Consider the following 25,846-nt stretch of genomic DNA (forward strand, 5'->3'; position numbering starts at 1 on the left):
TTCCTAGAACCTGTTGTTGTGGTGATTTCAGATTCTAGGACGAAGGCCGTTCTTCGTTAAACGGGCGCTAGGGTGTCACCCTTACACCAACATTTTCGACGCGATCCCAGAATAATCTACGATTGTCCATTAACTAACACTTTTACAGTCACTCATCCTGCATTTTCGCAATTTTAAACCCCTCCAAACGCTCAAATCACGTCTGAAGGGGTCGATTTTGCTGCGACTAAATTAGTGACAGTACTCATATTTGGCATTTTTTGCACACGGGGTCCCGGGGAAGCGACAATTCGACTTCCCGGGACTGTTCACCTATTCGGAAATCGGCGCTCCGTGGCCCCAAGAACCTTCCATGCCGCACACGGTCGAGGCAAACCCGGCAGCAAAGTCGAGCGCGCGCTCGATGGCCTCGGCGCCATCTTCACCACGCTTGGCGGAATCGAGATAGCACATCAAAAACGAAGTCAGGAACGAGTCGCCCGCACCCATGGTGTCCTTCATGTCCGCCACGGGCTTGGCATGCTGCCGATAGTAACGCTCGCCGTCATAGGCAATGCAACCCTCAGCGCCAGCCGTGGCCGATACAAAACGCGGACCCAGGCTCTTCACCCATGCCAGACGCTCGCGAATCTCGTCCTCGCTCGCGACGTCTGCTGCGCTAAAGAACGCGAAGTCAACGTAGGGAGCAATCTGTTCGTAGTACTCGTCGGTCGAATCATCCGAGAAGTCAAACGAAACGGTAATACCCGCTGCCTTCAGCTTAGGCAGCTCACGCTCGGTAAAGCAGTAGTTACCCGAATGGACCACATCAAACTGTTTCATATATGCCAGATCAAAACGATCGAGCACATAGCGCGCATCACCACGGATGCCACCCTCGTTAGACCCCAGAAATACACGATCACCATCAACCACAGTAACGCGTGCCACGCCGTTCTCGCCAATGAGCTGCTTGCACTTGGCAAGTTCAACGTCCTCATCCTCAAGACTCGCAATCACATGCTCGGCAGCAGCATCATTGCCAAAGATGCCCATATACGCGGAGCGCGCGGCTCCGCATTTCTTGGCATACACGGCAAAGTTCACCGCGTTGCCACCCGGATACATCGTGTGAATATGCTCGTAGCGGTCGACGACGTTGTCACCAAACCCAAGAGCGTTAACGTTGAATGTCATAGCGCTGTCCCCTTCTCGTCCTAACGAGATCGCCGTAATGGCCGCCGTGCCGCCCTGGCCCTACGCAAGCTTCAGCAAATCGGGCAGCTGGTCGATAATCTTGTCTGCTGCATCCTGGCTAAAGCCAAAGCGCTCCTCGCGCTTGGCGATTACTGTCAGACCGGCGCGCTTACCTGCGGTAATGCCATACAGAGAGTCTTCCACGCAGCAACAGCGATCCGCAGGCAATCCTAAACGATCTATGGCATGCAGATAGATATCAGGATCGGGCTTGCTGCGCTTGAACTGCTCGCCCGAGACCAAAAACTCAAAGTATTCGCGAATGCCGCAAGTACCCAGCACCTCTTCGATATTGTTGAGAGGAGACGACGATGCCAGCGCAACGCGAACCCCACGTTCTTTCAGCCCCGCCAGCGTCTCGGCAACGCCGGGGTTGAGCAGTTTTCTATAGTCGCAGGAATACGCGCTCGCCCACACCTCATAGCGTGCCTCGGCAGCCTCGACGTTGAGCTTGCCCAAACCCGCACGCTCATGCCAATCGACGAGCACCTGCTGAAAATCACGGTGCGATGAACCAACAATCGCATTAAGCTCGTCGCGCGTCACAGAAATCTGCAGGTAATCGATAAACTTCTCGAGTTCCTTTTGATAGTAAAACTCGGTGTCGACCAAAACGCCGTCCATGTCAAAGACAACGGCGTCAAAAGGAAATGCGGACACGGCACCCTCCCTAACAAAAGGACGCCCGCGAGCAGGCGCCCGAACCATGCATTAATCGGCGATTCTAACCCAGCAGCTTATCCAACGCCGCTGCAATACCATCTTCGTTGTTATTGGCGGTCACCATCTGGGCCACGGCCTTAACCTCGTCAACCGCGTTGCCCATGGCAACACCAGTGCCGGCCCACTCAATCATGGACTTGTCGTTCTGGCCGTCGCCAAACGATACGACCTCGCTGGCATCGATACCCAACTTGGACAGGGAGCCCTCGAGCGCGCGAGCCTTATCGATGCCGGGCGCCGTAAACTCAAAGTACCAATCGGCCGTAAACATACCCGAAAGCGTCTGAGCAAAGGGCGCGTACATCTCCTCGTGATGCGCTTGCAGATAGGCCGGGTCTCCCGCCGTCAGCAGCTTGTCCACAGGATAAGTATCCACGACCTCATGCAAGCTCTCGACCTCACGGATCTTAAGGTCGCAGGCATCGCGCTCATACTTGACGATATTCTTCTGCGAGCCGTCAGGCAGCGTGATCATGCAATGGTACGAGTCCTCGACGTGCAGATCGCGACCGAGCGAAATCATAGGGATCACGTCAAAATTACGCAGGTGATCAATCAGGCGATGCAATTCGTCGGCAGGCATAGCCTGATCGAACAGCACCTCATCGGTCTGGGCATCGACGACGTGAGCGCCGTTAAAGGCTACCAGCAAACCATCATGGTTCTGAAGGTCGAGCTCCTGGGCCAGGGCGTGAAGACCCCATACGGGACGGCCCGAGGCCAAGATGAGCTTAATGCCCGACTCCTGCGCCGCGAGCAGCTTCTCGCGCGTACGCTGGCTGATGACCTTTTGGTCGTTGGTAAGCGTACCGTCGATATCCATTGCGATGGCTTTGATTGCCATATATGCCTCCCTGTCATTGAACAGCCTTGTCTGAGCCATCATACAGAACACCCACGGCGGCGCTGTTTGCAGCGGGAAAAATGTCATATTGTCCCGAACATGAACGGCGCGTGGTCGTGAAGCTTTATCGCTCAGGTCAAATACGTCTGCTAGCGACACTCATCCGTCGGTGCGCCCTCGACGATCGCGATGCCCGCCGATGCACCCAACGCGCTGGCGCCGGCCTCGATGAATGCGCAAGCCTCTTCATAATTATGGATACCGCCCGCAGCCTTGATTGCCACGGCATCGCCGAGCACCTCGTGCATCAGCCGCACGTCCTCGAGCTTAGCGCCGCCATAGCTTCTGCCGGTCGATGTCTTAAGGAATCCCGGCTTAGCCTCCAGTGCAATCTCACAGACACGGCGCTTGGCGGCATCGTCGCCGTCCAGCTTGCACATCTCGACGATCACCTTGTCAGTGATGCCATGCGCGCGACAAAAATCAGCAATGGCAGTCATCTCGCGCTCGATGGCAACAAAATCGCGGTTCTCGACCGACTCCTGATTCAAAACGTAGTCAATCTCGGTAAAGCCGCGCGCAGCGTATTCCTCAAACCTCGCAAGCTTCTCCTCAAGCGTCATAGTGCCCTGGGGAAAGTCGATAGCGCCGGCAAGGATGATGTCAGAGTCCTCGAGCATGGCGCGACCCGTCTCGTACTCCTGCAGGCTCGCAAATACGCAGCGGAAGTTGTACCTTAACGCCTTCTCGACATACTGCTCAAACGTGTCCTCGGGGGCATCGATATAGTCGATGTATTTATTGATGGGTTTGGCAAACGTCATGCTGGGCCTCCTTGTTCAGGACCGACAACCAATCCGTGGGTTCACGCGAAAAACCACGTTCAATGTACGCCCGATACGCAAGGACAGCGTCCTCATTCCGACAAGCGGTATGAAATTAACCTTAAAAGTATATTCATGGACAGCGAATGGCGCCGCACGCGAATGCCGACAGCAAGACACTCCCCTCAATACACCCTCATGCCCATTCAGAATAGCAAGGGGCCCGTATCTGTTGGGATACGGGCCCCTTTCGGCCATGACCTATCTCAGCAACAAAGACTACTTGCGGTGAGCGCGGTAGAACTTGATCGCACTATCTTATCCGAGCCGGGGCACGTTCGCACAGCGCGCGTATGACGGTTGCAAAACCACCCCATTTGAAACAAAGGCAAAAAAGTACTTGCAAAGACGCGTTCCGACATATAAGTTGATAAAAGACCGCCGTTGCGGTTTTAAGTAGATCGAGCATATGAAGTTTGAGTTTTAGCGTGTAAGAGAAGGAAGATCGGCAAAGTACAACCCCAAACGCAATGACAACTTAATGAGGTAACTGCCACATGTGAGGCACCCAGGGCATTGCTGTCTCGATTTTGAGCACGATGCCTTCCGCCTTGCATGGGCCGTTCCATCCCGCCCCTGCAGCAACTGCCTCACGGGCTCATTGAAAACCGCATAGCACCCCAACGTCAGCACATCACCCACGGCAAGCACATCACTCACGACAACCAACACATCAACAAACAGCACGAACATCAACCGATTGGAGAAGCTATGACAAACCACCACGCTGAAGACGGCGATAAGAAAAGCATTCTGGATGCCCGCATTGAGCAAGCATATGCAAACGAATATGACGCCGCCTTTGCCGCCGCGACCATCAAGAACTACGCGTCGCTACCGCTCGCGACAATCTTGGCCGACCACCCTCAACTGCTGAAGCGCTGCATAAAGATCATGGGCGACCCCGACATTCGCAAGCTGACAGACCCCTATGCCCCAAAACGCGACAACGATTCGTACGTTCTTACCGTAGGCCGCCTAGCCCATATGCTTACGGCGCTCGACACGAAACTCAAGCTCGAATGGGAACCCGACGAGCGTCATGAACTCGAAAGCAAGCGGAACACCCTGCGCACCGCACTGTTCCTTCCGTTGGACGGCCTCAAGCGCTGCAACGTCGAGCTCAATACACAGGCGCGGCAAAAGCCCGGGACCACAGGGCAGAAAACTCCAAGACCCCATGCGGCCATCGTCGACCGCAACCGATATAACCGCACGACCGCGCACTTTTCCGCCGACGGAGCAGCCATAAGGACGCTGATCGACCTGCTGTGCCTCCTGAGCATCAACGAGCTATTTGAGGGCTATCTCGCCCTTGTTCCCGCGACGGCACCCAAGTCGGTAGCAAAGATCATCGAGACCTGCAGACGCCAGTTTGAGCGTCATCGCAATGGCAGCGAGATGAACACCAGCATCGCGCAGTACTACGCGGCTCATTACAAAAATGACGGATGTGCCCCTGTCGAGCATCAGCTGCGGCTCGCCTACACCACGCCCGCCGCAACGCTCTATCGCTTTGGAGCCCTTGGCGCTTGCGAGCCGCACGAACAGGCAGCCTGCCCCACAACCGAGCTCGATCTCAGGCTCGGACGAACCCTGTAGCCCGCCAGCCCCTCCGCGGGCAACAATCCTATTCCTCCACAACACAGCCAACAGAAAGGAGTCCTCATGGACACCAATCATTCCCCCATCATCAGCCCCCTCACCATGCGTGAATCCGCCCGAGGCATCACGCTCACCAGCATTTACGATGAGATGCTCGCCCGTCGCGAGCTCTCCGTCATGGGAAACATCGAAACCCCGATGGCCCACGACCTATGCCAGCAGATCCGCCTGCTCGATGCCACCGACCCCAGCCGCCCCATCACCATATTTGTCGCCAGCGCCGGCGGAAGCGTGCGATCGGGTCTTGCGATCTATGACGCCATGCGCCTTGCATCGTGCCCCATCCGCACCGTCTGCCTGGAATTCGCCGCGTCCATGGGCGCCGTGATCTTTATGGGCGGCGACGATCGCCGTATGGCGCCCCATGCAGAGCTCATGATTCACGACCCGCTGATCCCCCAGGGGGCAGGCGGCTCGGCACTTGCGCTGCAGGAAACCAGCCGGCGTCTCATGCAGACCCGCAAGACCCTCACGCAAATCCTCTCGGACCGCAGCGGCCTCACGCCCAAGCGCATCCAGTCCCTCACTGCAAAAGACACCTACCTTTCGGCCGAGCGCGCCGTCGAGCTCGGCTTTGCCCACGAAATCCTCTCGACCACCAAGGAGGTCGCCCATGTCTAACCTCGCCAGCCGCCTCGCCGCATCTGAGTCCGCATCGTCCACCATCCTCGCCAAGGATCGAACGCTTTCCTGCGACACCCGCCAAACGGGACTCAACAACAACGCACTTGTGATCGGCCCCTCGGGAGCCGGCAAGACCCGAAACGTCCTCAAGCCCAACCTGCTGCAAATGAACGCAAGCTACATCGTGCTCGACACCAAAGGCACGCTCTGTCGCGAAGTGGGACCCGTGCTGGCAGCCCACGGTTACCGCGTGCAATGTCTCAACTTCGCCGACCTCAACACCGTCCCGGCCCTTGCGCCCGGCATCGAGCGCTGCGGCTACAACCCCCTGAGGCACATTCGCCGCAAGGCGGACGGCAGGCCCAACCAGCAGGACATCCTCTCGGTGGCAAAGGCCATCTGCCCCATCGAGGACAACAACCAGCCTTTTTGGGATCATGCGGCGGCAAACCTGCTGTCGTGTCTTATCGCCTACGTCACCGAACAGCTACCCGCCGACGAGCAGACGATCAGCTCGGTCATCAAGCTGATCGAGCACCTGCAGGACGGTGCCACGGGTCGATTGTTTGACGACCTGATCACGACCGACCCCCAAAGCTATGCCCTCTCGCTATGGCGACGCTACGCCATTACGCAAAATGCCGAGCGCATGCACGCGAGCATCGTCGGCATCCTTGCCGAAAAGGTCATGTGTCTGGGATTCGACGGTGCGGCACAGCTCTATCGTGAGTGCCATCAGGTGGACTTCGCTTCCATGGGACACACCCCCTGCGCCCTGTTTGTAACCGTGAGCGATATTGACCGCAATCTCGATCCGCTGACCGGCCTCTTTATTTCGCAGGCGTTTATGGGCCTCATTCGTGAGGCCGATAGGCAGCCCGACGGCAGCCTGCCCGTGCCCGTGCGCTTTATGCTCGATGACTTCGCAAATCTGCAGATCACCCAGATCGACAACGTGCTCTCGATTATCCGAAGCCGCAACATCTGGGCAACGCTGCTGCTGCAGTCGACCAACCAGCTCGATGCGCTCTATGGCGAGGCACGCGCACGCTCCATCATGGGCAACTGCGACACGCATCTGGTGCTGGCGTTCCAGGATCCCGAGAGTGCCCGGGTGTTTTCCGACCGCGCCGACGCGCTGCCCAGCACGCTCATGGCGACGCCGATCGATCGCTCGTGGCTCTTTGTACGCGGTCGCACTCCCGAACAGGTCGAGCGCTTTAAGCTCGAAGACCATCCGCTCTACGGGGAGCTGCCCGAGGCGCAGCGAGGCCATGCGGAGGCCGAGATCTAGGCGCAGGGTTCTCGCAGCGCGCGGCGCCCCGGCGATGTTCCACAAAAGCCGTGCGTCCCGGGACCACGGCAAAGCAAAGGGGCCCGCATCCGATAGGATACGGGCCCCTTTCGTCATAAGCCAAGTCAGCCGAAAAACTACTTGCGGTGAGCGCGGTAGAACTCGATGAGCGCCTGGGTCGAAGCGTCCTGCTCGGCCTTGGCGGCGTCGTCGTGGAAGGCCGGGGTAATCTGCTTGGCAAGCTGCTTGCCCAGCTCGACGCCCCACTGGTCGTAGGAGTCGATGCCCCAGACCGTGCCCTCGACAAACGTGATGTGCTCGTACAGGGCAATGAGCTCGCCGAGCGCAAACGGGGTCAGCGTGTCGCCGAAGATCGAGGTCGTCGGGCGGTTGCCCTCAAAGCAGCGAGCCGGGACGATCTGCTCGGGCGTGCCCTCGGCACGAACCTCGTCGGCCGTCTTGCCAAAGGCGAGTGCCTTGGTCTGGGCCAGGAAGTTGCCCAGGAACAGCTCGTGGACATCCTGGCCGCTATCGGTTGCGGGGTTGGCAGTGTTGGCGAAAGCGATAAAGTCGGCCGGGACCACCACGGTGCCCTGGTGCAGCAGCTGGTAGAAGGCATGCTGGCCGTTGGTGCCGGGCTCGCCCCAGAAGATCTCACCGGTGTCGGAGGTCACGGCGCTGCCGTCCCAACGGACATGCTTGCCGTTGGACTCCATGGTGAGCTGCTGCAGGTAGGCCGGGAAGCGGTGCAGGTACTGGCAGTACGGCAGCACGGCGTGGCTCTTGGAACCGAAGAAGTTGACGTACCAGACGTTGAGCAGGCCCATCAGCGCGACGGCGTTGTTCTCGAGCGGCGTGTTGCAGAAGTACTCGTCGATGGCGTGGAAGCCCTCGAGGAACTGCTGGAAGCGCTCGGGGCCGAGCACGACGATCAGCGACAGGCCCACGGCGGAGTCGACGGAGTAGCGGCCGCCGACCCAGTTCCAGAAACCGAAGGCGTTGGCGGGGTCGATGCCGAAGGCCTCGACCTTGTCGAGTGCGGTGGAAACGGCGACGAAGTGCTTGGCCACGGCCGCGGCGTTCTGCTCATCGGAACCGTCGATGGCGCCCTGAGCCTTGAGCTGCTCGAGCATCCAGGTCTTGACCTCGCGGGCGTTGGTGAGGGTCTCGAGCGTGGTGAAGGTCTTGGAGACGATGATCACGAGCGTGGTCTCGGGATCGAGGCCCTTGAGCTTCTCTGCCTGATCGTTGGGGTCGATGTTGGAGATATAGCGGCAGTCGATACCGGCGTCGGCATAGGGACGCAGGGCCTCGTAAGCCATGACCGGGCCCAAATCGGAGCCGCCGATGCCGATAGACACCAGGTGCTCGATCTTCTTGCCGGTAACGCCCTTCCACTCACCGGAGCGCACGCGCTCGGCGAAGGCATACATGCGATCGAGGACCTCGTGCACGTCGGCGACGACATCCTGGCCGTCGACAATGAGCTGGCCCTTATCGCTTGCCGGACGGCGCAGCGCGGTGTGCAGGACGGCACGGTCCTCGGTGGTGTTGATGTGCTCGCCGGAGAACATGGCGTCGCGGCGCTCCTCGAGCTTCACCTCGCGGGCAAGATCGCACAGCAGCTTGACGGTCTCATCGGTCACCAGGTTCTTCGACAGATCGAAGTGCAGGTCACCGGCGTCAAAGCTCAGCTTGTTCACGCGCTCGGCATCGGCGGCGAACCAGGCCTTGAGGTCGATACCATCGGCCTCGAGCTTCTCCTGATGAGCCTCGAGTGCCTTCCAAGCGGCAGTCGACGTAGCATCGATAGGTGCGGCAACAGTTGCCATAGAGTCCTCCTCAGCATACGGGCGCACGCCTCCATGCACCCGGACATTCAGATGCCACTATTCTAGCGCAGGTCAAGACTACAATCAGCGAGCGTTGCCAATCGGCCCCCAAACGGCAGCCGATCAAAAAGGGACAGGCTTATTTTGGCAGGTCAAACGCTTTACCAACCAAAAATAACCCGTCCTTTTCTGGCAAATATTAGGCCGCGGCGCAGACGCTACCGAGCAACTCACGCAGAGGAGACCCGATGCCCTCCAGCAGTTCGGGCGCGATAATGGCAAAAACGGGAACCTCGCCGGTGCCCACGACAGCAGGCACCTTGCCCTCCGAGACAATGCATCCATAAGGCACAAAGCCGTCTTCGCCGGCATCGAGCGCCGCCATGCGACGCGCGAGTTCGCGCGCAAAGCCAGCAGTATCGGCATCGCCAATCGCCAAGACAAAGTCCACGCCTTCGTCGGTCGCCAGGGCCACGGCTTCGTCGATCAGCTCGTCTTCCCCGTCGCCCTCAACCGAGCCGCAGCGGAAAAGTACACGCTCGAGTAGTGCTCGATCAAGCGAGCCAAGTGCCGCCGAGACAAGCTCATCGCACGTATGCTTGTCACCGCCCAGCACGACCAGTGCCTTGGTACCACCGTAGTGAGCAACCAATCGCCCGCACCAGCGAGCCACGTCTCCATCCGCAACAAGGCGCGTCGGCATACCAAACCCATAATTGACCATCTTTCCCACAACCCTTCCGTGCGTATAGGCGATATCAATCGTTAGGCTCATGCTACGAAGCGAGGTTTTCCGGGCTGTTTCGCACTCTTTAGAGCTGCGTTAAAACCCCGATGCAGCCGCACGACCATACCTACCAAAACAAACCAGTCCCTTTTTGGCAGGTTTTGACGATGTCCGGATGAGCGGGTATTATCGAACATGTATTCGATAAGAACATGTGTTTGATGGGAGGACGCGTGGGGCACGAGCGTCACACCTATATCTGCATCGACCTTAAGACGTTTTACGCCAGCGTCGAGTGCGTCGACCGCGGACTCGACCCACTCACCACCAACCTGGTCGTTGCCGACGAATCACGCGGGCGTACGACCATCTGTCTCGCCATTACCCAAGCCATGAAGGACCTCGGAATCCATAACCGCTGTCGCCTGTTCGAGATTCCCGACGGCATCGACTACATCAAGGCCGCACCGCGCATGCAGCATTACATGGAAGTGTCGGCGCAAATCTACGGCATCTATCTGGAATACGTGAGCCCGCAAGACATTCACGTCTATTCAATCGACGAATGCTTTATCGACGTGACGCCCTATCTAGACCTCTACCACACTAATGCCAAAGGCTTTGCCTGCATGTTGCGCGATGAGGTCCTCGCGCGCACCGGCATCACGGCGACGGTCGGCATCGGCCCCAACCTATTCCAAGCCAAGGTAGCGCTCGACATTACCGCCAAGCACGTACCCAGCCGCATCGGCATACTCGACGACGAGACCTTTCGCAAGGAGATCTGGCCCCATCGTCCCATCACCGACATCTGGGGCATCGGCCCCGGCGTGGCAGCCCGCCTCGAAAAGTACGGGGTATACGATCTGATGGGCGTCGCGGCGCTCGACGAAAACCTGCTTTACGACGAGCTCGGCGTCAATGCCGAGTATCTTATCGACCACGCCTTTGGGCGCGAGCCGACAACCATCGCCGATATTCAGGCCTATCGCCCGCAGGCAACCTCAACAACCACGGGGCAAGTGCTATCGAAAGGCTATGCCTATGAGCAAGCCTACACCGTGTTGCGCGAGATGGTCGACAACGCTGTGCTGGACTTAGTCGATAAGCACGTGGCGTGCGACAGCATCTCGCTCTTTGTAGGCTACGCGAGCGAGCGCGCCGACATACGCCGTCTCGACGCCAGCGGCACAGCGCAATATGTGGACGGATGCGGGCATTTGCGTTCGAGCACGTCGAGCATCGAACCCGCCGCAACCGCCGGCCACGAGCTCGCACCCCGTGCGCCCAAGCCCGTCCAACGCGATGACGAACGGCGCCGCCTGGTGCGCGAAGCACAGGCAATCGACGGCATCTTTGTGGGAGAGCACGGCGGCAAACCGCGTGGTGGCTATGCTGCGCTGTTCGCACATTCCAATGCATCCCGCAAGCTGCCCGAGCGCACCAATTCGTTTAAGAAGATCATGGGCTATTTCGATGAGCTCTGGGCGCAGACCGTCGATCCCAAACGACCGGTCAAACGCATCAACTTGGGATTTGGCAACCTCATGCCCGAAGAATTTGCCACTATCGACCTGTTTAGCGATATCGAGGCCGATGAGCGCGAGCGCGAGCTGGCGCGCGCCGTCCTGGCCGTGAAGGGCAAGTACGGCAAGAACGCGCTCGTCAAGGGATTGAGCTTTACCGCCGGCGCCACCGCACGCGAACGCAACGATCAGGTAGGAGGACATCGTGCCTAAGTCCCAACAACAGCCGATGCGGCCACCGACGCCTTTTGAACGTCTAGCGGACCCCGAGGGAAGACGTCGCTCCACCGACCCCAAGCTCACCGCCAACGGCTCCGTCCGCGCCGGCCGTGCCGCGCAGTTTATGCCCTTTGCCGCCCTCACGGGATACTACGAGCTCGTACGTAAGCAGGAAATCACCGTCGAACCCAAATGCGAGCTCACGGAAGAAAAAGCCCTCGAGCTTTCGAAAAAGCTCGAGGGCCTCAAACGCGGCGACTTGGTGCGCGTTACCTATTACGATACATACGGCTATCGCAGCCGCACCGGCATCCTCGACGAGGCGCTCCCTGCGTTCAAGCTCCTCAAGCTCCGAGACATCGCCATCGACTTCGACGACATCCAGGACATTGAGCTACGCGGACGAGCCTAGCGACGAGAACGCTTGCGCAAGACGAGAGCAATGCCAAGCACTGCGGCAGCTGCAACCAGCAATCCCAAGACCAGCGTGAGGGTCGAGTCGCCAGCGCGAGGCAGCGAGCCGTCCTTCGGAGTCTTCTTAGCGGTCGTCGTGACGGTGGTCGTGGTGCTGCTCGACTGGTCGTTGCCACCCGTCTGGCTGCCGCCAGGCTGATCGCCGCCACCCGGCTGCGAAGGATCGGTGGGTTCCGTCGGATCCGGAGTACCGGGATCAACCGGATTCTCCGAATTCTCCTTGCGCTGGATCCAGACCTGGCAACCATAGAACGGGTTGGCGGTACCAAGGCACAGACCCTGGTTGGTCACCGCAAAGGTGCGCAGACCATGGTTATACGGATCGTTAAAGCCATTGGTCGTCAGCGTCGTAAAGTTCACGCCGTCCTCGGTCACATACATATCAAAGCCGCGCTCGGCATCGCGCAGGTAACACATGCACGTAAGGACACTCTGCAACTTCTTGAGGTTCTCCTCGCTCAGCAGCTTATCGAGCGCATCCTGAATATCGCTCGGCAGCTCGGTGCCATAGGCATCCTCGTACTGCTGCTTAAGGCTCTCATAGCTATCGAGCATGTCCTGATACTGGTCGGCAAAGGACTTGAAGTACGCGATCTCGCCATCGATCTTCTGGACATAAGCGGCGTCGTCCTCAAAGTCCTGGGACATCGTCGCGGCCTGATCGCAAAGACCGCCCGCGGCATCCTCCAGCGCATCGCTCAGATCGCCAAAGCCCTTAGCAACCTCGGTCTTCTCGTCATCGACATCGACGGCCTTGTTTGAATCATCAACCTCAGCAGCTTCGTTCGAATCATCGACCTCGACGGCCTCGTTTGAATCATCGTCCGCAAGCGTGTTCACGGGAACGATGGGGTCGTCAGGCGATTTCTTGTCGAGCAGGTGATCGAGCAGGTCCCTAAGGCGCTGAACCTGAGAGTCCCACTCCTCGGGCGTCATATCGATAATGTCGCCATTGGAGAACTGGCCGATCGGCTCAAGCAGGCTCGCGGTATCAAAGGTACCGATATACAGCTTGCCGTCGAACTTCTGCATGCGCCAAATGTACTGGTTCTCGTTTCGGCCAAAGCCCGAAGTCAGGCCGGAAATACCGCCCTCGGGGAACATGTCGGTGCGATCGCCAACGACGAGCTCCATGTTCTCGTCCTTGTCCATGCGATAGATGTTAACCGACTGCTCAAGATTGGCATTCACAAACGAGCAGTCAACGCCACCCATGCTGCTCTTGCCGCCCTCTTCGGTGTTGGATTTGTTGAACAGGATGCGCTCGAGGGCAATCTCCTCGTCGTTGTATTCACCGATATAGAGGTAGTCGTTGTAGACGATGAGGTTGGCAGCGCCAGAACGGGTACGGGCAGGATCGATGCCAAAGCAGTACTTTGCACCGTCCGTCTTCTGATCGCCGACAATGGGAGTCCACGAATACCTGCCGTCGGCATTCTTGTCGCCACGGACCATGGCAAACGACTGCATGGAATTATCATCGGGAGCGTTCTCGGGCGTACCGGTGCAGATGGTCGCATAGAGATGGCCATTGTACGAGACCATATCCCAAATGGCGCCGCCGTAGATGCTGTCCTGATAGCGAATCGCCGGATAGCCAAACAGCGTCTCCGAGTTGGCAATCTCGGTGAAGCTGTCCTGGCCCTTCGAGGGGTCAGACGACGTCAGGATTGTCGACACAAAATTACCGTTCGCGTCTTTACCCACATTACTGATGACGAGCTGGCCATCATGGACGCACATGCCGCGGATACCGGTAGAAATGCCCTGCTTGTAGGCAGCACCGTAATCCTGCATGCTCGAAAGGCCCTGATAGACAACTTTGTACTCATCCGTCTTAGGATCGATCTCGCATACAGCAGGCAGGCCGCCTTTGCCGTCATTGGTCCTGACGCTGCCGCAGAAATAGAGCTTACCCTTATAGCTCACGGCATTGCGGAACAAAGGAGCGACGCCGTTGAGCGATTCAGAGAGTAGCAGCTTGGTCTCACCGGTCTTGGTATTGATCTTGACCAAGATGCCGCCGCTGTCCTTGTCGGCCGTGCCGTCCTCCTTCTGCTGTCCATAGAAGAAGGTACCGTTAAACATGGCCTCCAGCGTCAGGCGCATGGTTTCGACATCAAAGGAATCGCCCAGCGTGCTGTTCATGAGCGTCAGCGTGTTGCCCATCGCCGCATAGCAGGTGCCCACATAAAGCCAGTCACCATAGCTCGCAGCCGCCCAAGTGTAGCTCTGGCCGCGATCGCCTTCGTTGTTGGCCGTATTACCATCGGCGCCCGGAACGGCAACGGCACCGTTACCCTGGTAGTCGACGATGCCATCCGGCTGCGACGTTCCTACCGTAGGATGCGAGAGCTTCTCAAAGGAATACCCATTTCCCGCATTGTAGGTAACGGCACCCGATGCGTCTTCGGCGTGCGCCGGCAGCGGCGATACCAAGATAGCGGCAAGCGCTGCCACCAAGCCAAGTGTTCCCACTCGTCTCATAAGGTTATAGCCTCCCCTGTCCTAAAGCCCAGTTTTAGCATTCTTCATTTCTGTCCACGGTTAATTGCAATCTGAGCACAGCAATAATCAGTGTATAAATATACACCTGTAATTTTTTGGACGGGTTCATAGATGCTCGATTGGTAGCGAATTCCGCGCAAACCGTCACCAAACTCCACTTTTGCCGCATCTAAAGGTTATTTTTGCGCAAATTTTTGGATGCCGATAGTCACAATGGGCAGGAGGCTGGTACCCACCGGAGAGGGCAACGCCTACATTTTCATAACGTAATAGCCCGCACCCCTCACTGCCGTCTCGAGTGTGTCGCGATCAACCGGGCGCTTCGAGCGCACGCGTGCCGTGTGGTCCGCGTACGTTACCGTAGCCCACACGCCATCAAGCGCATTGAGGGCATTCGTCACATTCCGGGCGCAGCCGTCGCAACTCATGCCGCCGATAAGGAGTTCCTCACGATAGGGGTAGTGGGACTCGTCGGTGTCTGCCACCACAACCTTTTTGGCCTTCTTGCCGCTCGCACCATCGCTGCAGCAACTCTTCCCGTGTGTCGAAGCGGCAATGCGACGCAGTCCAAAAAACATGCCGACGGCAATGACGGTCAGCACGATGAGATTCGCAGGGTTGAGCAAGTCACTCATGCGTTCCCCTTTCAAGTAGCTCTATCTAGATACCCCCATGGGGTGTCCCCATCTTAACCCAAAATCATGTCCGTTCGGTCAATTAGTTTCCCTCTTCAAACTTTTTTGTTGACCGTGGCTTACTTTCGTGTATAAGTTTTCCTTGGCTAACAACTGAGGACCCGAAAGGGGCATCGTGACTCGAACCATTGACATCCCAACATACCAAACGGCTGTCGTGCGCAACTGCTCCCCTACGCTCGCAGGTATCAAGCCGGCTTCGCTCTTTACCTATCCCGGCGTTTACGCCAACCAAAACGGAAAACCCAGCGCCGCCCATATCGAAGAGCGACGCTCTCGCCTGCTCGCCGTCATAGCCCAATGCAACTGCGAGCTCCAGCCACTCGGGATCCATATGAGCGTTTTGGTCTGGCGCCCCTGCGGAGCGCTCATCTATGTGTACCGCCCTGCAGACCTCATGCGATACCTCTCCGACCCCCGCGCCACGACGGCGCTTGCCGCCGAAGGTTACGATGTCCACAACCTGCCCGCGTCCCTGGTGCATCTCGCCGCGCGCATCACGCTGGCAAGCAGCAATGCCGCAGAGAGTGCCTATGACGGCAGCGTCTGCGCGCTCGCGCGAAATAGGCACTGCGATACGGGGTGCATGTGCGAGTTCCCCCACGAAATTGGCTATTTTTTGGGCTATCCCTACGAAGATGTCCATCAGTTTATCGTCCAGCACGGCGAAAACTATAAGGTCTTTGGCGCATGGAAGGTATACACAAACGTTGAGCAGGCGCTCACGACCTTCGATTCCTATCGCGCATGCACGCAATACCTTACCTACATCTATCAACAGGGCTGCACTCTGGGACAACTTGTCCAGGCAACCCGATAGAGCATACAAAACGCGGCCGCACGCCGCACAACCGAAAGGAAGACATATGAGCAAGATCGCAGTCGTCTACTGGAGCGGTACAGGCAACACCGAGGCCATGGCAAACTTCGTTGCCGAGGGCGCAACCGGTGCCGGCACCGAGGCAGAGGTCATCTCCTGCGCCGACTTCTCTGCCGACAAGGTCGCCGAATATGATGCCTTCGCCTTCGGCTGCCCCGCCATGGGTTCCGAGGAACTCGAGTACGATGAGTTCCAGCCCATGTGGGATGAGGTCAAGGAGACCCTCGGCGACAAGAAGGTCGTCCTCTTTGGCTCTTATTCGTGGGCCGAGGGCGAGTGGATGGACAACTGGAAGGCCGATGCCGACGAGGCGGGCGTCAATGTCGTCGATTCCGTCATTTGCTACGATGCGCCCGACGAAGAGGGCGAGACCGCTTGCAAGGCCCTCGGAGCCGAGCTCGCGTAACGAACCCAGGACCTCCAAAAGAGTCTGCATCAAAGCACATCCTTATCCCTACAAAAGAGCGGGGGCTGGATTCAAGTCCAGCCCCCGCTCTTTTATAACGGCAGTTACATCAACCGGCTACGAGATATTGCCCAAGAACGCCTTGGTGCGCTCGCTCTTGGGGTGGTCGAAGACCTCGCTCGGCGTACCCTCTTCCACAATGACGCCGCCGTCCATAAAGACGACGCGGTCGGCGACATCGCGAGCAAAGCCCATCTCGTGCGTCACGACGATCATGGTCATACCGTCGCGCGCCAGGTCGCGCATGACGCCCAAGACGTCGCGCACGAGCTCAGGGTCGAGCGCCGAGGTAGCCTCGTCAAAGAGCATGACGTGCGGGTTCATCGACAGGGCGCGGGCGATGGCAACGCGCTGCTGCTGGCCGCCCGAAAGCTGACTCGGCATAAAGTCGATACGCTCGGCAAGACCGACCTTGGTCAGCTCCTCGACGGCGATCTTCTCGGCCTCTTCCTTGCTGCGCTTGAGCACCTTCTGCTGCGCGAGCATGACGTTCTTTTTGACTGAGAGGTGCGGGAACAAATTGAACTGCTGGAACACCATACCCAGATGCGTGCGCACCTTGTTAAGGTCGACGCCCTTGGCGCACACGTCCACACCCTCGACGATAATCGAGCCGCTCGTGGGATGCTCCAGACGATTGATGCAGCGAAGCATCGTCGACTTGCCCGAGCCCGAGGGGCCCAAGACCACAACGACCTCGCCCTTATGCACATCCAGATCGATATCGCGCAGGACCACGTTGTCGCCAAAGGCCTTCTGGAGGTTCTTGATGCTGACGACGACCTCGTTCGAGTTATTGGTTTCGCTCATGATAGGACCTCCTTACAGACCGGCGATGTGATCGGCGGGCGTCGCGACAACCTGTCCGGCGCTCTTGGCGGGACGCTTCTTCTTGGTCTCGGCCGTGCCCAAAAGCCTCGCCTCAAGACCACTCACCAAGCGAGCGAGCGGCAGGGTGATGACCAGATAGAACAGGGCAGCAACCACGTACGGTGTAATGGAGCCCGTCGTGGCCACGATGGTACGGGCGTTCATGACGATCTCGACCACACCCACGGCGGCAAGCAGCGACGTATCCTTGTAAAGCAAGATAAACTCGCTGGTCAGCGTAGGCAAAACATTGCGGAACGTCTGCGGAATCATGACATAGAGCAGCGTCTGGAACGCGTTCATGCCCAGCGAACGCGCAGCCTCGTTTTGGCCCTTGGGGATCGATTGAATACCGGCACGGAAGATCTCGCATAGGTACGCAGACGAGTTCATGGCCATGACGATAACGCCCAAGACATAGTCGTCCACCTTGACGCCGGCCAACGGCAGACCGAAGAACGCGATATAGATCTGCAGGAACGCCGGCGTACCGCGGATGATATTCACATAGATGCCGGCAAGGCAACGCAGGATGCGCGACTTGGAGATGCGCATGAGCGACAAGGCAAAGCCAAAGGGAATTGCCAGCGGAAACGCCACAAGCACGATCGAAAGCGACATAAGGAAGCCCTTGAAGACGATCGGCAGGCTCTGGACCAAAATGACCGGGTTTAAGAACAGGCGCAGGAACATATTGGAGTTCCAAGCCTCGACCCACGGCTGCTCCTTAAGATCGGCCAAGAAGTTATCGAAGGCCGTCACGCCCTTGATCTCCACCGACGGAATCTTGGAGATCTTCTTGGTCGACCCGTCAGCGAGCGTACAGGTGCCGCTAAAGGCCTCATCGCCGCCCTCGACGGGGAAGGTCACGCCGTAAACCTCGACACGGAAAAAGCCGCCGGCAGGCGCCGTCTCGCCAAAATCAATCTTGAGCGTCTGGCCGTCAGCCTTGCACGTGGGCTTCATGGGCGTACGATCCATGAGGTCCTCGCCCGAGAGCATCGTCAATCGCGTGTCATCGGTACCAAACGTCGTGCCGTCGACAAACGTCAGCGAAAGACCGCTCAGCTCCTCATCGGCATCGGCCTGGACCTCCCAGGTAATGCGCGTCTCGGTGCCGCCGACCACATCGCTGCCCGAACCGGTGTTGGGTCGGGCGGTAATCTTTGCGGTCTCAAGCGCCTGGGCGGTCGTGGGCGCATATGCCCCCGCGCACACCAGCGCGAGCGCCACGGCCATGACGCAGACTAGCTTTTGGAGCAAGGCGGGCAGCGGAAAACGCTGCTCCGCGGCCCCTTTGTTCAGTCGAGACAAGGTGGCTCCTATCGTAGAAGTTGCCGGCAAAACGAGACGGAAACGCTCTCCGTCAAGAGAAGCGCAAAGGCCCTCTCCGCAAAACGGAAAGGGCCCGCGCGCAATCAAGTAGCTATTTTACTTGATGTTGTACTTAGCCATGAGGGCGTCAACGGTACCGTCGTCGGTCAGGTCCTTGATGGCCTGGTTGATGTCGTCCTTGAGCTTGGTGTTGCCCTGGTTGATGGCGATGGCGTACTCCTCGCCGGTGCTAATCTGCTTAATGGTCTGGCAGGTGTTGAACTGCTCGGCAGTCAGCTGGCTGGCAACGGAGCGGTTGGTGACTACGGCGTCGCCCTTATCGGACTGCAGGGCGCTGAAGCACTCGGTGGCGTCCTTGTAGGGGACAATCTTGGCCTTGGGGAAGTTCTCCTGGGCAAAGGACTCGGCGGTCGAGCCAGACTGGACGATGATGGTAGCGTCGGCGTTGTTGAGCTTCTCGCTGTAGTTGTCGGCCGTGATGTCGGTGTTATCGACCTTGGTCACGATAGCCTGATCGTCCATGTAGTAGGAATCGGAGAAAGTGACTTCCTTCTCACGCTCGGGCGTGTCGGTGATAGCCGCGATGGAGACGTCATACTTGGCGCCCGAAGCGACGCCCGGAACCAGCGTGTCAAAGTCATTGTTGACATACTCGACATCCAGGCCCAGCTTGTCGCCGATAGCCTTGATGAGCTCAAGGTCAAAGCCCTGATAATCGCCGTTGTCATCCTTGTACTCAAACGGAGCGTACTCGGCAGAGGTGCCGACGGTCAGCGTACCGTCCTTGACGAGCGCGTACTCCTTGGAGCCGTCGACCTTCTCGACCTTAGCGTCGTCAGAGCTGCTGGAACCGGCATCAGAACCAGAGGTGGCGTTGGACGAGCCGCAGCCCGTCAGAGCGAGGGCGAGCGCCATAGCACCCGTGGCGGCAAATGCGCCAAGCTTCTTCAGCTTCATAATGAGTCTCCTTCCGGTGACCTCGTTTGATTCAGAGGTCTGCAAAAACTGTTGGCTATTATGCACCCGGAATTACGAATCTGCAATGAGAAAACTGATTGAAACAAACCCATAACGTGAATGGAATACTCTACTTTGTGACAGTCATTACTGCTGCAATGACCTTAATAGTCTAATTTCAGCTGCATAACCTGCAAGTTCATTCGGAGTCTCCAAAATAAACGGCAGCGAACACAAATGGCCATTCGATACAATATTCTGCATAACCTGCATACCGCCACCAAATTCCTCGCTGCCAAGGTATCCCTTGCCGATGCACTCGTGACGATCTTTATGGGCGCCACAAGGGTTCTTCGAATCGTTGATGTGTACGGCATGCAAGCGATCGATACCCACCACGCGGTCGAACTCGTCGAGCACGCCGTCCAGATCATGGATGATGTCGTAGCCGGCATCGCTCACATGGCAGGTATCCAAACAAACGCCCAGCTTATCGGACAGCTCTGGGCACTTGGCGGCAACGCCCTCGATAATGCACGCCAGTTCCTCAAAGCTGCGGCCCACCTCGGTACCCTTGCCGGCCATGGTCTCGAGCAGCACCGTCGTCTGCTGTCCCTCAAACATCACCTGGCACAGCGTATCAACAATCATCTGAATGCCGACGTCTGCCCCCTGACCCACATGCGCACCGGGATGAAAATTGTAGTAGTTGCCGGGCAGTGCTTCCATGCGCTGCAGATCCTCGGCCATGGCCTCCAGGGCAAACTCGCGCGCTCGCTCCTTAGCGGAGCAGGGGTTATAGGTATACGGGGCATGCGCCACCAGCGGTCCAAAGTCGTTTTGCGCCATAAGCTCGCGCAGAGCCGCCACGTCATCCATGTCAAGATCTTTTGCCTTGCCACCGCGCGGGTTGCGCGTAAAGAACGCAAAGGTATTGGCGCCAATGGACAGCGCCGTCTCCCCCATCGCCCGATAGCCCTTCGTCGTCGAAAGATGACACCCGATCGTCAGCATCTCCAGCTCCCTCCTCATCAGTTGCGGTGAAATACGGTCTATTGGTGCCTTATTTTGGCGCAAACAGACCGTATTCCACCGCAAGTTATAAAAGGGGCATCAGAGATGTGGGCCGCTAGGCACCACGGGCGCCGGCGTCATGATCCCCTACGCGTCAGCGCCAAGTCCTAGAGGGCTAGACGAATCGCATCGATGATGTGTGCACAGCGCTGCGTGGCGGCAAGGGGCATGACGGGACTCTCGAGTTTCCCCGCCTGAATGAGCTGCGTCGCATGCTGGATTTCGCCGTAGAAATCATCGACCTCAAACGGGGCATTTATTTCTAGCGTTCGACCGTCGGAATACTTCACATGAGCGAGCTCGGGGCGATGGAGGCGCTCGATTTCCAACGAGCCCCGCTCGCAGGCAATCGTTAAGCGGCTTTCATACGCTGCCTTGCCGTCGCACACCATATGAATGGGTATGCCGCCGACGCTCATACGAATCTCATCGGCCCAATCCACGCGGCCGCCTGATACGTCACGCCAGCGAACTTCACGAGACGAAACATCGCACGCACTCGCAAGCAGATCCTCAAACCACCCGACCGCATAGCAGCCCATGTCATATAGACAGCCGCCCTGCAACGGATCGAGCAGATAACTCGAAGGGGGCTCACCATAATCGAGTTTTTGCACGCTTTCGATCGAGACGATACGGCCGAGCTCGCCCGACGCAAGCAAGCCCTTCACGCGAGTACGCATCGGGCAAAACCGATTTTTCATCGCCTCCATAAACAGCACGCCGCGCTCGCGAGAGGTGGAGGCAATCGAGAGAGCCTCTTCTTCATTCAAAACGGCCGGCTTTTCGCACAGCACGGCCTTTCCCGCGCGCAGTGCCCGACAGACCCAATGCGCATGCATGCCATGTGGAAGAGCCAAGTAGATTGCGTCGACATCGGGGTCGGCAATCAGCGCATCATAAGCCGCATCGCCGCTATCGTCAGCCGTGGCATAACTGTGCGCGGCATCAATCAAAAACGCCCTGCAAAACTCCTCAACATGCGAAGGAGTGCGACCGGCGGCAGCCACAAGCCGTGCCCCGTCCACCTCCTTGAGCGACGATGCAAATCGATGCGATATGTTCCCAGCGCCCAAAACGCCCCAACGAACCTCACGTAAGTCATCACATGAATCCCGATGGTCCACGACAGCCCCCTTCAGTTGCGGTGAAATAGTTCCTGTTTGGCCCCTATTCTGCCGCAAACAGGAACTATTCCACCGCAAGTTATAAAAGGGGCATCAGGAGCGCGTTTTGCAAAAGGCCTTAAGCGCGGCCGTTACGGGGCCAGGCTGGAAACGTCGGCGCACATCGTCGAGACGCTCGGGAATATCGATGTGCTGCGGACAGTGACGCGCGCATTTGCCGCACTTGACGCAATTGCTCACCAGCTTGGGCTCGTTCGTCCGCACCGCGCTTGCCGTAAAGTATTGAGACAGCCCCGTAAACCAGCTGTGCGCGTAGCTCGCGTTGTAGGCGCCAAAGCAACCGGGAATGTTGATACCCTTGGGGCATGGCATGCAGTAGCCGCATCCCGTGCAGGGCACACGGTTCGATTTCTCAAACTCCATCAACACGCGCGCAATCGTGTCGAGCTGGTTGGCAGTCATCGAATTCGGCAACGCGAGGTCTGCCAGTGACGAATTCTCATCCACCTGCGCGATATCGGTCATACCCGAAAGCAGCATCGTCACCTGAGGATGATTCCACACCCACGAAAGACCCCAGGCGGCAGGAGTGCGCAAATGCGGGTCACGGGCACTATCGAGCACAGCGCGGGCCCGTGGCGGCAGCTTGCCCGCTAAACGCCCGCCCAGCAGCGGCTCCATCACAAACACCGCGAGCCCGCGCTCCGCAGCCGCCATGAGTCCTGCCGTTCCCGCTTGGTAACGCTCGCCGGCATAGTTGTACTGTATCTGGCAAAAATCCCAGTCATATGCGTCAAGCATCGTCAGGAAATCCACCGCGCTGCCGTGGTACGAAAAACCAATCTGGCGAATGCGCCCCGCCGCCTTTTGACACGCGATCCAGTCCTCAATGCCCAACGCCACCACACGTTCCCACTGGGCGGGCGAGGTAATGTTATGCATGAGGTAATAGTCGATATGGTCGGTCCGCAGGCGCCGCAGTTGCTCATCGAAGAACCGGTCGAAATCCTCCGCGCACTTGCACGAAGCATGCGGCAACTTGGTCGCCAGCAACACCCGGTCACGCAGCCCCAAGCGCTCAAGCGAGGCGCCCACGCACGCCTCGTTACCGGGATAGAGATACGCGGTGTCCAGATAATTAATCCCCTGCTCCACCGCACGGGAAATGATGGCATCGGCTGTCTTCGCATCCGGACGTCCCGGCGCACCGGGAAACCTCATGCAGCCCAGACCCAACGCCGAGATACGGTTGCCGCTTTTGGGGTCAACGCGATATTGCACGGCCCCTCCCTTCGCCATCAGCGCCCCGGCAAGGCGAAACACAATGGTCACGCAGCCGAAACATCGTGGAATCGCAATCGAGAACGTATCGTAACGCAGCAGAAATCGAGCTGTCACGGCACCGCTTTAACATCAGCAAAAAGCCCGATGAAAGGAGCCGGGCATGACCACGCGCATGTCTTTGCGGTCTGCCCTGCAGCGTAGCGTCCAGGCAAACGTTTCTTTTTTATAACAGCCGCCCCGCGCACCCACCAATCACCCTGGCAGCATACAATCCATCAGGCGCCCCTTACGCGGGCGCCTTTTACATGGGGAGATGATTCACATGCAGATCAACAAGGTCGCCTTTATCGGCAAGGGCGGCGTCGGCCTGCTCTACGGCAGCATGATCGCCCGGGCGCTCGGCAACGACGCCGTCGAATACATCATGGATGACACCCGTTTTGAGCGTCACGCGGGCGATGCGCTCACTGTCAACGGCAAGCCCTGCGATCTCACGTCCGTCCGCGCCAGCGAGGCGACGCCCGCCGATCTGGTCATCCTGACAGTCAAGACCACCGGTCTCGACCAAGCACTCAAGACTATGGAGCGCGTCGTGGGACCCAACACGCTCATCGCCTCGCTATGCAACGGCATTACGAGCGAGCAAAAGATTGCCGAACGCTTTGGCTGGGAGCATACCGTTCTTGGTATCTGCCAGGGCATGGACGCCGTGTTCCTCAACGGCGCGCTCACCTTTACCAATGCGGGCGAGATCCGCTTTGGCGCGGCGGCCGGCACGGACCCCGCGACCGTCGCCGCTATCGACGGGCTCTACACGCGCTGCGGCATCGCCCATACCGTCGAGCGCGATATTGCGCACCGCATGTGGGCCAAACTCATGCTCAACGACGGCATCAACCAGACCTGCATGGCCTACGGCGGGACCTACGGAAGCGCCACGGAGCCGGGCTCCGAGCAGCGCCGCTGTTTTGTCTCCGCCATGCGCGAGACGCTTGCGGTTGCCAACGCCGAGGGCGTTGAGCTGACCGAGGCAGACCTGACGCAAATGGTGCACCTCATCGAGGGAATCGACCCCGCCGGTATGCCCTCGATGGCTCAAGACCGCATCGCAAGGCGCAAAACCGAGGTTGATGAGTTCGCGGGCACCATCTGCCGCCTCGCAGCCAAACACGATATCCAGGCACCGCAAAACGAATGGCTCTATCGACGCATTCGCGATATCGAGAAAAGCTGGTAGCGCCGACGCGCCGCATTCAACAGCCTTAACAGCAAAACCGCCGCAAGGGAACCTCCCCCCCCTGCGGCGGCCTTCATCTTCGTCTATGACCGGCGGCCGATCTCACAACAGTTAGCGTTGCGACCCCGACACCTCGTCCTCATCGTCGCGGCAAAGAACCACGCCCGCGCTTCCCAGCAGTGCGGCCGCGATCAGCGCGCCGACCACGATAGGAGCAGTCCCGCATGTCCCCTGCATGCCCGCGACGAGCGCGACCGTGGGACCAAGGCAGCCGAGCATCAACGCGACGGCGGCAACGGCAATATCTCGAGCATTCACAAGACCACTTCTTCCAAGAGAAAGACCTTATTTCTCATGAACTAGTGTGCCCCGCATCCATACGCCCAGCGTACCGCCACGGTAAGGGCTCTGTTAACTCAAACGCGCATAAAGAACGGGCGGCTTTACGTTGCCTAAAAGCTCAGTAAAGACGTCCGCCCATCATGTGCCTATTTTGCTTATGGCAGATTACCAACCGGTGTAGTAGTCGGTGGTTCCGGCAGCGCAGCCGGAGTCATAGACCTTGCAATCACCCTTGGAGCCCGTAAAGGTCGAGCCCTGGGCCATATCGCCCGCGGCAACAACGTAATAGCCGTCGGAATCGCGCCAGAAGCCCTCAGAATCCTGAGTCCATTCGCCCGTGCGATAGTGATAAAGCACATTGCTGCTGTAATAGGTCTCGCGGCGCCCGTTGTAGTTATTGACACCCGCAGAGCGCGTCAGGCCCGATCCGTTCGCGTAGGACGCGGCAGACGCGTAAGGCGGAGTGTAACCGGCGTTGTAGTACGAAGCCCGGGCGGCCTCGGCAGCCTCCGCCTCGGCGGCAGCCTCGAGCGCTTCGCACTTGGCATCCTCAAGCGCAGCGCGCAGCTCATCGAGCTCGGTCGACTTGGCGTCGACCTCCCCCATCGTCAACAGGCTACCCGCACCGTCGATGCAACCCTGCAGCACAGCGCGCTCGTCATCGGTGGCATAGTCGCCATACATATTCATGATGATCTGAGCGCGCATCTCCAGGGAATCGCGCTTGGCCTCCATCGAGGCGTTCCACTCCTGCATGGAACCATAACCATCGCCACGATAGTCAACGGGCTGCACCAGCGTCGTCTCGGACGGAGTAGATCCAACCGTATCGGACAGTGTTGCGGCGTGGGCATCAGTTGCACCGGCGCCCGCCAAAAGTGCCACGGTCAGAGCGGCGGAAAGGGCGGCGGTTTTCGGTTTTCGTGAATCAATCCTCATGTAGCTGGAAACCTCCGTAGTGCGTTTTTGCTGCGTTTGAGCTGCGTGTGATTCGATCGCGCTGCATAGTACCCCGAGCAAATC

Annotated in this window: 24 protein-coding genes; 8 read left to right on the plus strand and 16 right to left on the minus strand. The window is 58.5% G+C overall.

The window, feature by feature from the left end; translation table 11 throughout:
• Nucleotides 1-312: 312 nt before the first annotated feature.
• From ARB25_RS06825 to deoC, 4 genes are all read right to left on the minus strand, one after another.
• On the minus strand, nucleotides 313-1,176 hold the full coding sequence (locus ARB25_RS06825; RefSeq protein ID WP_055286865.1) for a PfkB family carbohydrate kinase: 864 nt from the start codon (nucleotides 1,174-1,176) through the stop codon (nucleotides 313-315).
• Nucleotides 1,177-1,236: 60 nt separating this feature from the next.
• Nucleotides 1,237-1,896, minus strand: a complete 660-nt coding sequence (locus ARB25_RS06830; protein ID WP_366223328.1) for an HAD family hydrolase — start codon at nucleotides 1,894-1,896, stop codon at nucleotides 1,237-1,239.
• A gap of 64 nt (nucleotides 1,897-1,960) precedes the next feature.
• Complete coding sequence (locus ARB25_RS06835; RefSeq protein ID WP_055286868.1) at nucleotides 1,961-2,803, minus strand: Cof-type HAD-IIB family hydrolase; 843 nt, start codon at nucleotides 2,801-2,803, stop codon at nucleotides 1,961-1,963.
• Between the two features lie 149 nt (nucleotides 2,804-2,952).
• A complete protein-coding gene (gene deoC / locus ARB25_RS06840) occupies nucleotides 2,953-3,627 on the minus strand; it encodes a deoxyribose-phosphate aldolase (RefSeq protein ID WP_055286870.1) in 675 nt (224 codons plus the stop codon).
• 615 nt (nucleotides 3,628-4,242) lie between these two features.
• On the opposite strand from deoC, the gene ARB25_RS06845 reads away from it, so the two are divergent.
• From ARB25_RS06845 to ARB25_RS06855, 3 genes are all read left to right on the plus strand, one after another.
• Nucleotides 4,243-5,289: a hypothetical protein gene (locus tag ARB25_RS06845; RefSeq protein WP_156327707.1), complete on the plus strand. Its 1,047-nt coding sequence runs from the start codon at nucleotides 4,243-4,245 to the stop codon at nucleotides 5,287-5,289.
• Nucleotides 5,290-5,355: 66 nt separating this feature from the next.
• Nucleotides 5,356-5,973 (plus strand): ATP-dependent Clp protease proteolytic subunit, encoded by a 618-nt coding sequence (locus tag ARB25_RS06850; RefSeq protein ID WP_022094432.1) that lies wholly within the window; start codon nucleotides 5,356-5,358, stop codon nucleotides 5,971-5,973.
• Nucleotides 5,966-7,270 (plus strand): VirD4-like conjugal transfer protein, CD1115 family, encoded by a 1,305-nt coding sequence (locus ARB25_RS06855; protein ID WP_055286873.1) that lies wholly within the window; start codon nucleotides 5,966-5,968, stop codon nucleotides 7,268-7,270. Before ARB25_RS06850 ends, ARB25_RS06855 begins: the two co-directional genes overlap by 8 nt.
• Nucleotides 7,271-7,407: 137 nt before the next feature.
• Here the strand turns inward: ARB25_RS06855 and pgi are convergent, their stop codons facing one another.
• The gene (gene pgi, locus ARB25_RS06860) at nucleotides 7,408-9,102 is read right to left on the minus strand and encodes a glucose-6-phosphate isomerase (protein ID WP_055286875.1); all 1,695 of its coding nucleotides are present in this window, start codon (nucleotides 9,100-9,102) and stop codon (nucleotides 7,408-7,410) included.
• Nucleotides 9,103-9,301: 199 nt separating this feature from the next.
• A complete protein-coding gene (locus ARB25_RS06865; protein WP_172676336.1) occupies nucleotides 9,302-9,826 on the minus strand; it encodes an iron-containing alcohol dehydrogenase in 525 nt (174 codons plus the stop codon).
• A gap of 215 nt (nucleotides 9,827-10,041) precedes the next feature.
• Here ARB25_RS06865 and ARB25_RS06870 point away from each other — a divergent pair, with 215 nt between their 5' ends.
• A complete protein-coding gene (locus ARB25_RS06870; RefSeq protein WP_070100758.1) occupies nucleotides 10,042-11,568 on the plus strand; it encodes a Y-family DNA polymerase in 1,527 nt (508 codons plus the stop codon).
• Nucleotides 11,561-11,986 carry a hypothetical protein gene (locus ARB25_RS06875; protein ID WP_253276070.1) on the plus strand — a complete coding sequence of 142 codons (426 nt, stop codon included), beginning with the start codon at nucleotides 11,561-11,563 and terminating at the stop codon, nucleotides 11,984-11,986. Before ARB25_RS06870 ends, ARB25_RS06875 begins: the two co-directional genes overlap by 8 nt.
• Here ARB25_RS06875 and ARB25_RS10250 read toward each other — a convergent pair.
• Nucleotides 11,983-14,535: a hypothetical protein gene (locus ARB25_RS10250; protein ID WP_216595126.1), complete on the minus strand. Its 2,553-nt coding sequence runs from the start codon at nucleotides 14,533-14,535 to the stop codon at nucleotides 11,983-11,985. The genes ARB25_RS06875 and ARB25_RS10250 overlap by 4 nt on opposite strands.
• A gap of 272 nt (nucleotides 14,536-14,807) precedes the next feature.
• Complete coding sequence (locus tag ARB25_RS06885) at nucleotides 14,808-15,191, minus strand: heavy-metal-associated domain-containing protein (RefSeq protein ID WP_006234377.1); 384 nt, start codon at nucleotides 15,189-15,191, stop codon at nucleotides 14,808-14,810.
• Between the two features lie 175 nt (nucleotides 15,192-15,366).
• Between ARB25_RS06885 and ARB25_RS06890 the strand changes: the two genes are divergently transcribed.
• A complete protein-coding gene (locus ARB25_RS06890; RefSeq protein ID WP_055286885.1) occupies nucleotides 15,367-16,071 on the plus strand; it encodes a DUF3793 family protein in 705 nt (234 codons plus the stop codon).
• Nucleotides 16,072-16,117: 46 nt separating this feature from the next.
• Entirely contained in the window at nucleotides 16,118-16,537 is a 420-nt protein-coding gene (locus tag ARB25_RS06895; RefSeq protein WP_055286886.1) for a flavodoxin, read from the plus strand.
• 117 nt (nucleotides 16,538-16,654) lie between these two features.
• Here ARB25_RS06895 and ARB25_RS06900 read toward each other — a convergent pair whose 3' ends face one another.
• The 6 genes from ARB25_RS06900 to ARB25_RS06925 form a co-directional block, all read right to left on the minus strand.
• Complete coding sequence (locus ARB25_RS06900; RefSeq protein WP_055286888.1) at nucleotides 16,655-17,407, minus strand: amino acid ABC transporter ATP-binding protein; 753 nt, start codon at nucleotides 17,405-17,407, stop codon at nucleotides 16,655-16,657.
• A gap of 12 nt (nucleotides 17,408-17,419) precedes the next feature.
• Nucleotides 17,420-18,781, minus strand: coding sequence for an amino acid ABC transporter permease (locus ARB25_RS06905; protein ID WP_253276071.1), 1,362 nt, complete (start codon nucleotides 18,779-18,781; stop codon nucleotides 17,420-17,422).
• A gap of 117 nt (nucleotides 18,782-18,898) precedes the next feature.
• A complete protein-coding gene (locus ARB25_RS06910) occupies nucleotides 18,899-19,759 on the minus strand; it encodes an ABC transporter substrate-binding protein (RefSeq protein ID WP_035138867.1) in 861 nt (286 codons plus the stop codon).
• A 147-nt stretch (nucleotides 19,760-19,906) separates the two neighbouring features.
• Nucleotides 19,907-20,773: a deoxyribonuclease IV gene (locus tag ARB25_RS06915; protein WP_055286890.1), complete on the minus strand. Its 867-nt coding sequence runs from the start codon at nucleotides 20,771-20,773 to the stop codon at nucleotides 19,907-19,909.
• Nucleotides 20,774-20,940: 167 nt separating this feature from the next.
• On the minus strand, nucleotides 20,941-21,960 hold the full coding sequence (locus ARB25_RS06920) for a Gfo/Idh/MocA family protein (protein ID WP_055286892.1): 1,020 nt from the start codon (nucleotides 21,958-21,960) through the stop codon (nucleotides 20,941-20,943).
• A 93-nt stretch (nucleotides 21,961-22,053) separates the two neighbouring features.
• Nucleotides 22,054-23,241, minus strand: a complete 1,188-nt coding sequence (locus ARB25_RS06925; protein ID WP_055286894.1) for an aldo/keto reductase — start codon at nucleotides 23,239-23,241, stop codon at nucleotides 22,054-22,056.
• A gap of 325 nt (nucleotides 23,242-23,566) precedes the next feature.
• Between ARB25_RS06925 and ARB25_RS06930 the strand changes: the two genes are divergently transcribed.
• Complete coding sequence (locus ARB25_RS06930; protein WP_055286896.1) at nucleotides 23,567-24,481, plus strand: ketopantoate reductase family protein; 915 nt, start codon at nucleotides 23,567-23,569, stop codon at nucleotides 24,479-24,481.
• A 111-nt stretch (nucleotides 24,482-24,592) separates the two neighbouring features.
• Here the strand turns inward: ARB25_RS06930 and ARB25_RS06935 are convergent, their stop codons facing one another.
• Nucleotides 24,593-24,799, minus strand: coding sequence for a hypothetical protein (locus tag ARB25_RS06935; RefSeq protein ID WP_055286898.1), 207 nt, complete (start codon nucleotides 24,797-24,799; stop codon nucleotides 24,593-24,595).
• A 189-nt stretch (nucleotides 24,800-24,988) separates the two neighbouring features.
• A complete protein-coding gene (locus tag ARB25_RS06940) occupies nucleotides 24,989-25,762 on the minus strand; it encodes a hypothetical protein (RefSeq protein WP_055286900.1) in 774 nt (257 codons plus the stop codon).
• Nucleotides 25,763-25,846 lie beyond the last annotated feature (84 nt).

The organism is Collinsella aerofaciens (genome assembly GCF_001405375.1).
In the GTDB taxonomy this organism is placed as follows: domain Bacteria; phylum Actinomycetota; class Coriobacteriia; order Coriobacteriales; family Coriobacteriaceae; genus Collinsella; species Collinsella aerofaciens_F.

Bases quoted from the DNA above. Each gene is read 5' to 3' on its own strand.
- ARB25_RS06910 (WP_035138867.1), bottom strand. From the start codon at position 19,759: ATGAAGCTGAAGAAGCTTGGCGCATTTGCCGCCACGGGTGCTATGGCG.
- pgi (WP_055286875.1), bottom strand. From the start codon at position 9,102: ATGGCAACTGTTGCCGCACCTATCGATGCTACGTCGACTGCCGCTTGG.
- ARB25_RS06855 (WP_055286873.1), top strand. From the start codon at position 5,966: ATGTCTAACCTCGCCAGCCGCCTCGCCGCATCTGAGTCCGCATCGTCC.
- deoC (WP_055286870.1), bottom strand. From the start codon at position 3,627: ATGACGTTTGCCAAACCCATCAATAAATACATCGACTATATCGATGCC.
- ARB25_RS06895 (WP_055286886.1), top strand. From the start codon at position 16,118: ATGAGCAAGATCGCAGTCGTCTACTGGAGCGGTACAGGCAACACCGAG.
- ARB25_RS06930 (WP_055286896.1), top strand. From the start codon at position 23,567: ATGCAGATCAACAAGGTCGCCTTTATCGGCAAGGGCGGCGTCGGCCTG.
- ARB25_RS06850 (WP_022094432.1), top strand. From the start codon at position 5,356: ATGGACACCAATCATTCCCCCATCATCAGCCCCCTCACCATGCGTGAA.
- ARB25_RS06900 (WP_055286888.1), bottom strand. From the start codon at position 17,407: ATGAGCGAAACCAATAACTCGAACGAGGTCGTCGTCAGCATCAAGAAC.
- ARB25_RS06870 (WP_070100758.1), top strand. From the start codon at position 10,042: ATGTGTTTGATGGGAGGACGCGTGGGGCACGAGCGTCACACCTATATC.
- ARB25_RS06915 (WP_055286890.1), bottom strand. From the start codon at position 20,773: ATGCTGACGATCGGGTGTCATCTTTCGACGACGAAGGGCTATCGGGCG.
- ARB25_RS06865 (WP_172676336.1), bottom strand. From the start codon at position 9,826: ATGGTCAATTATGGGTTTGGTATGCCGACGCGCCTTGTTGCGGATGGA.
- ARB25_RS06885 (WP_006234377.1), bottom strand. From the start codon at position 15,191: ATGAGTGACTTGCTCAACCCTGCGAATCTCATCGTGCTGACCGTCATT.
- ARB25_RS06940 (WP_055286900.1), bottom strand. From the start codon at position 25,762: ATGAGGATTGATTCACGAAAACCGAAAACCGCCGCCCTTTCCGCCGCT.
- ARB25_RS06835 (WP_055286868.1), bottom strand. From the start codon at position 2,803: ATGGCAATCAAAGCCATCGCAATGGATATCGACGGTACGCTTACCAAC.
- ARB25_RS10250 (WP_216595126.1), bottom strand. From the start codon at position 14,535: ATGAGACGAGTGGGAACACTTGGCTTGGTGGCAGCGCTTGCCGCTATC.
- ARB25_RS06845 (WP_156327707.1), top strand. From the start codon at position 4,243: ATGGGCCGTTCCATCCCGCCCCTGCAGCAACTGCCTCACGGGCTCATT.
- ARB25_RS06825 (WP_055286865.1), bottom strand. From the start codon at position 1,176: ATGACATTCAACGTTAACGCTCTTGGGTTTGGTGACAACGTCGTCGAC.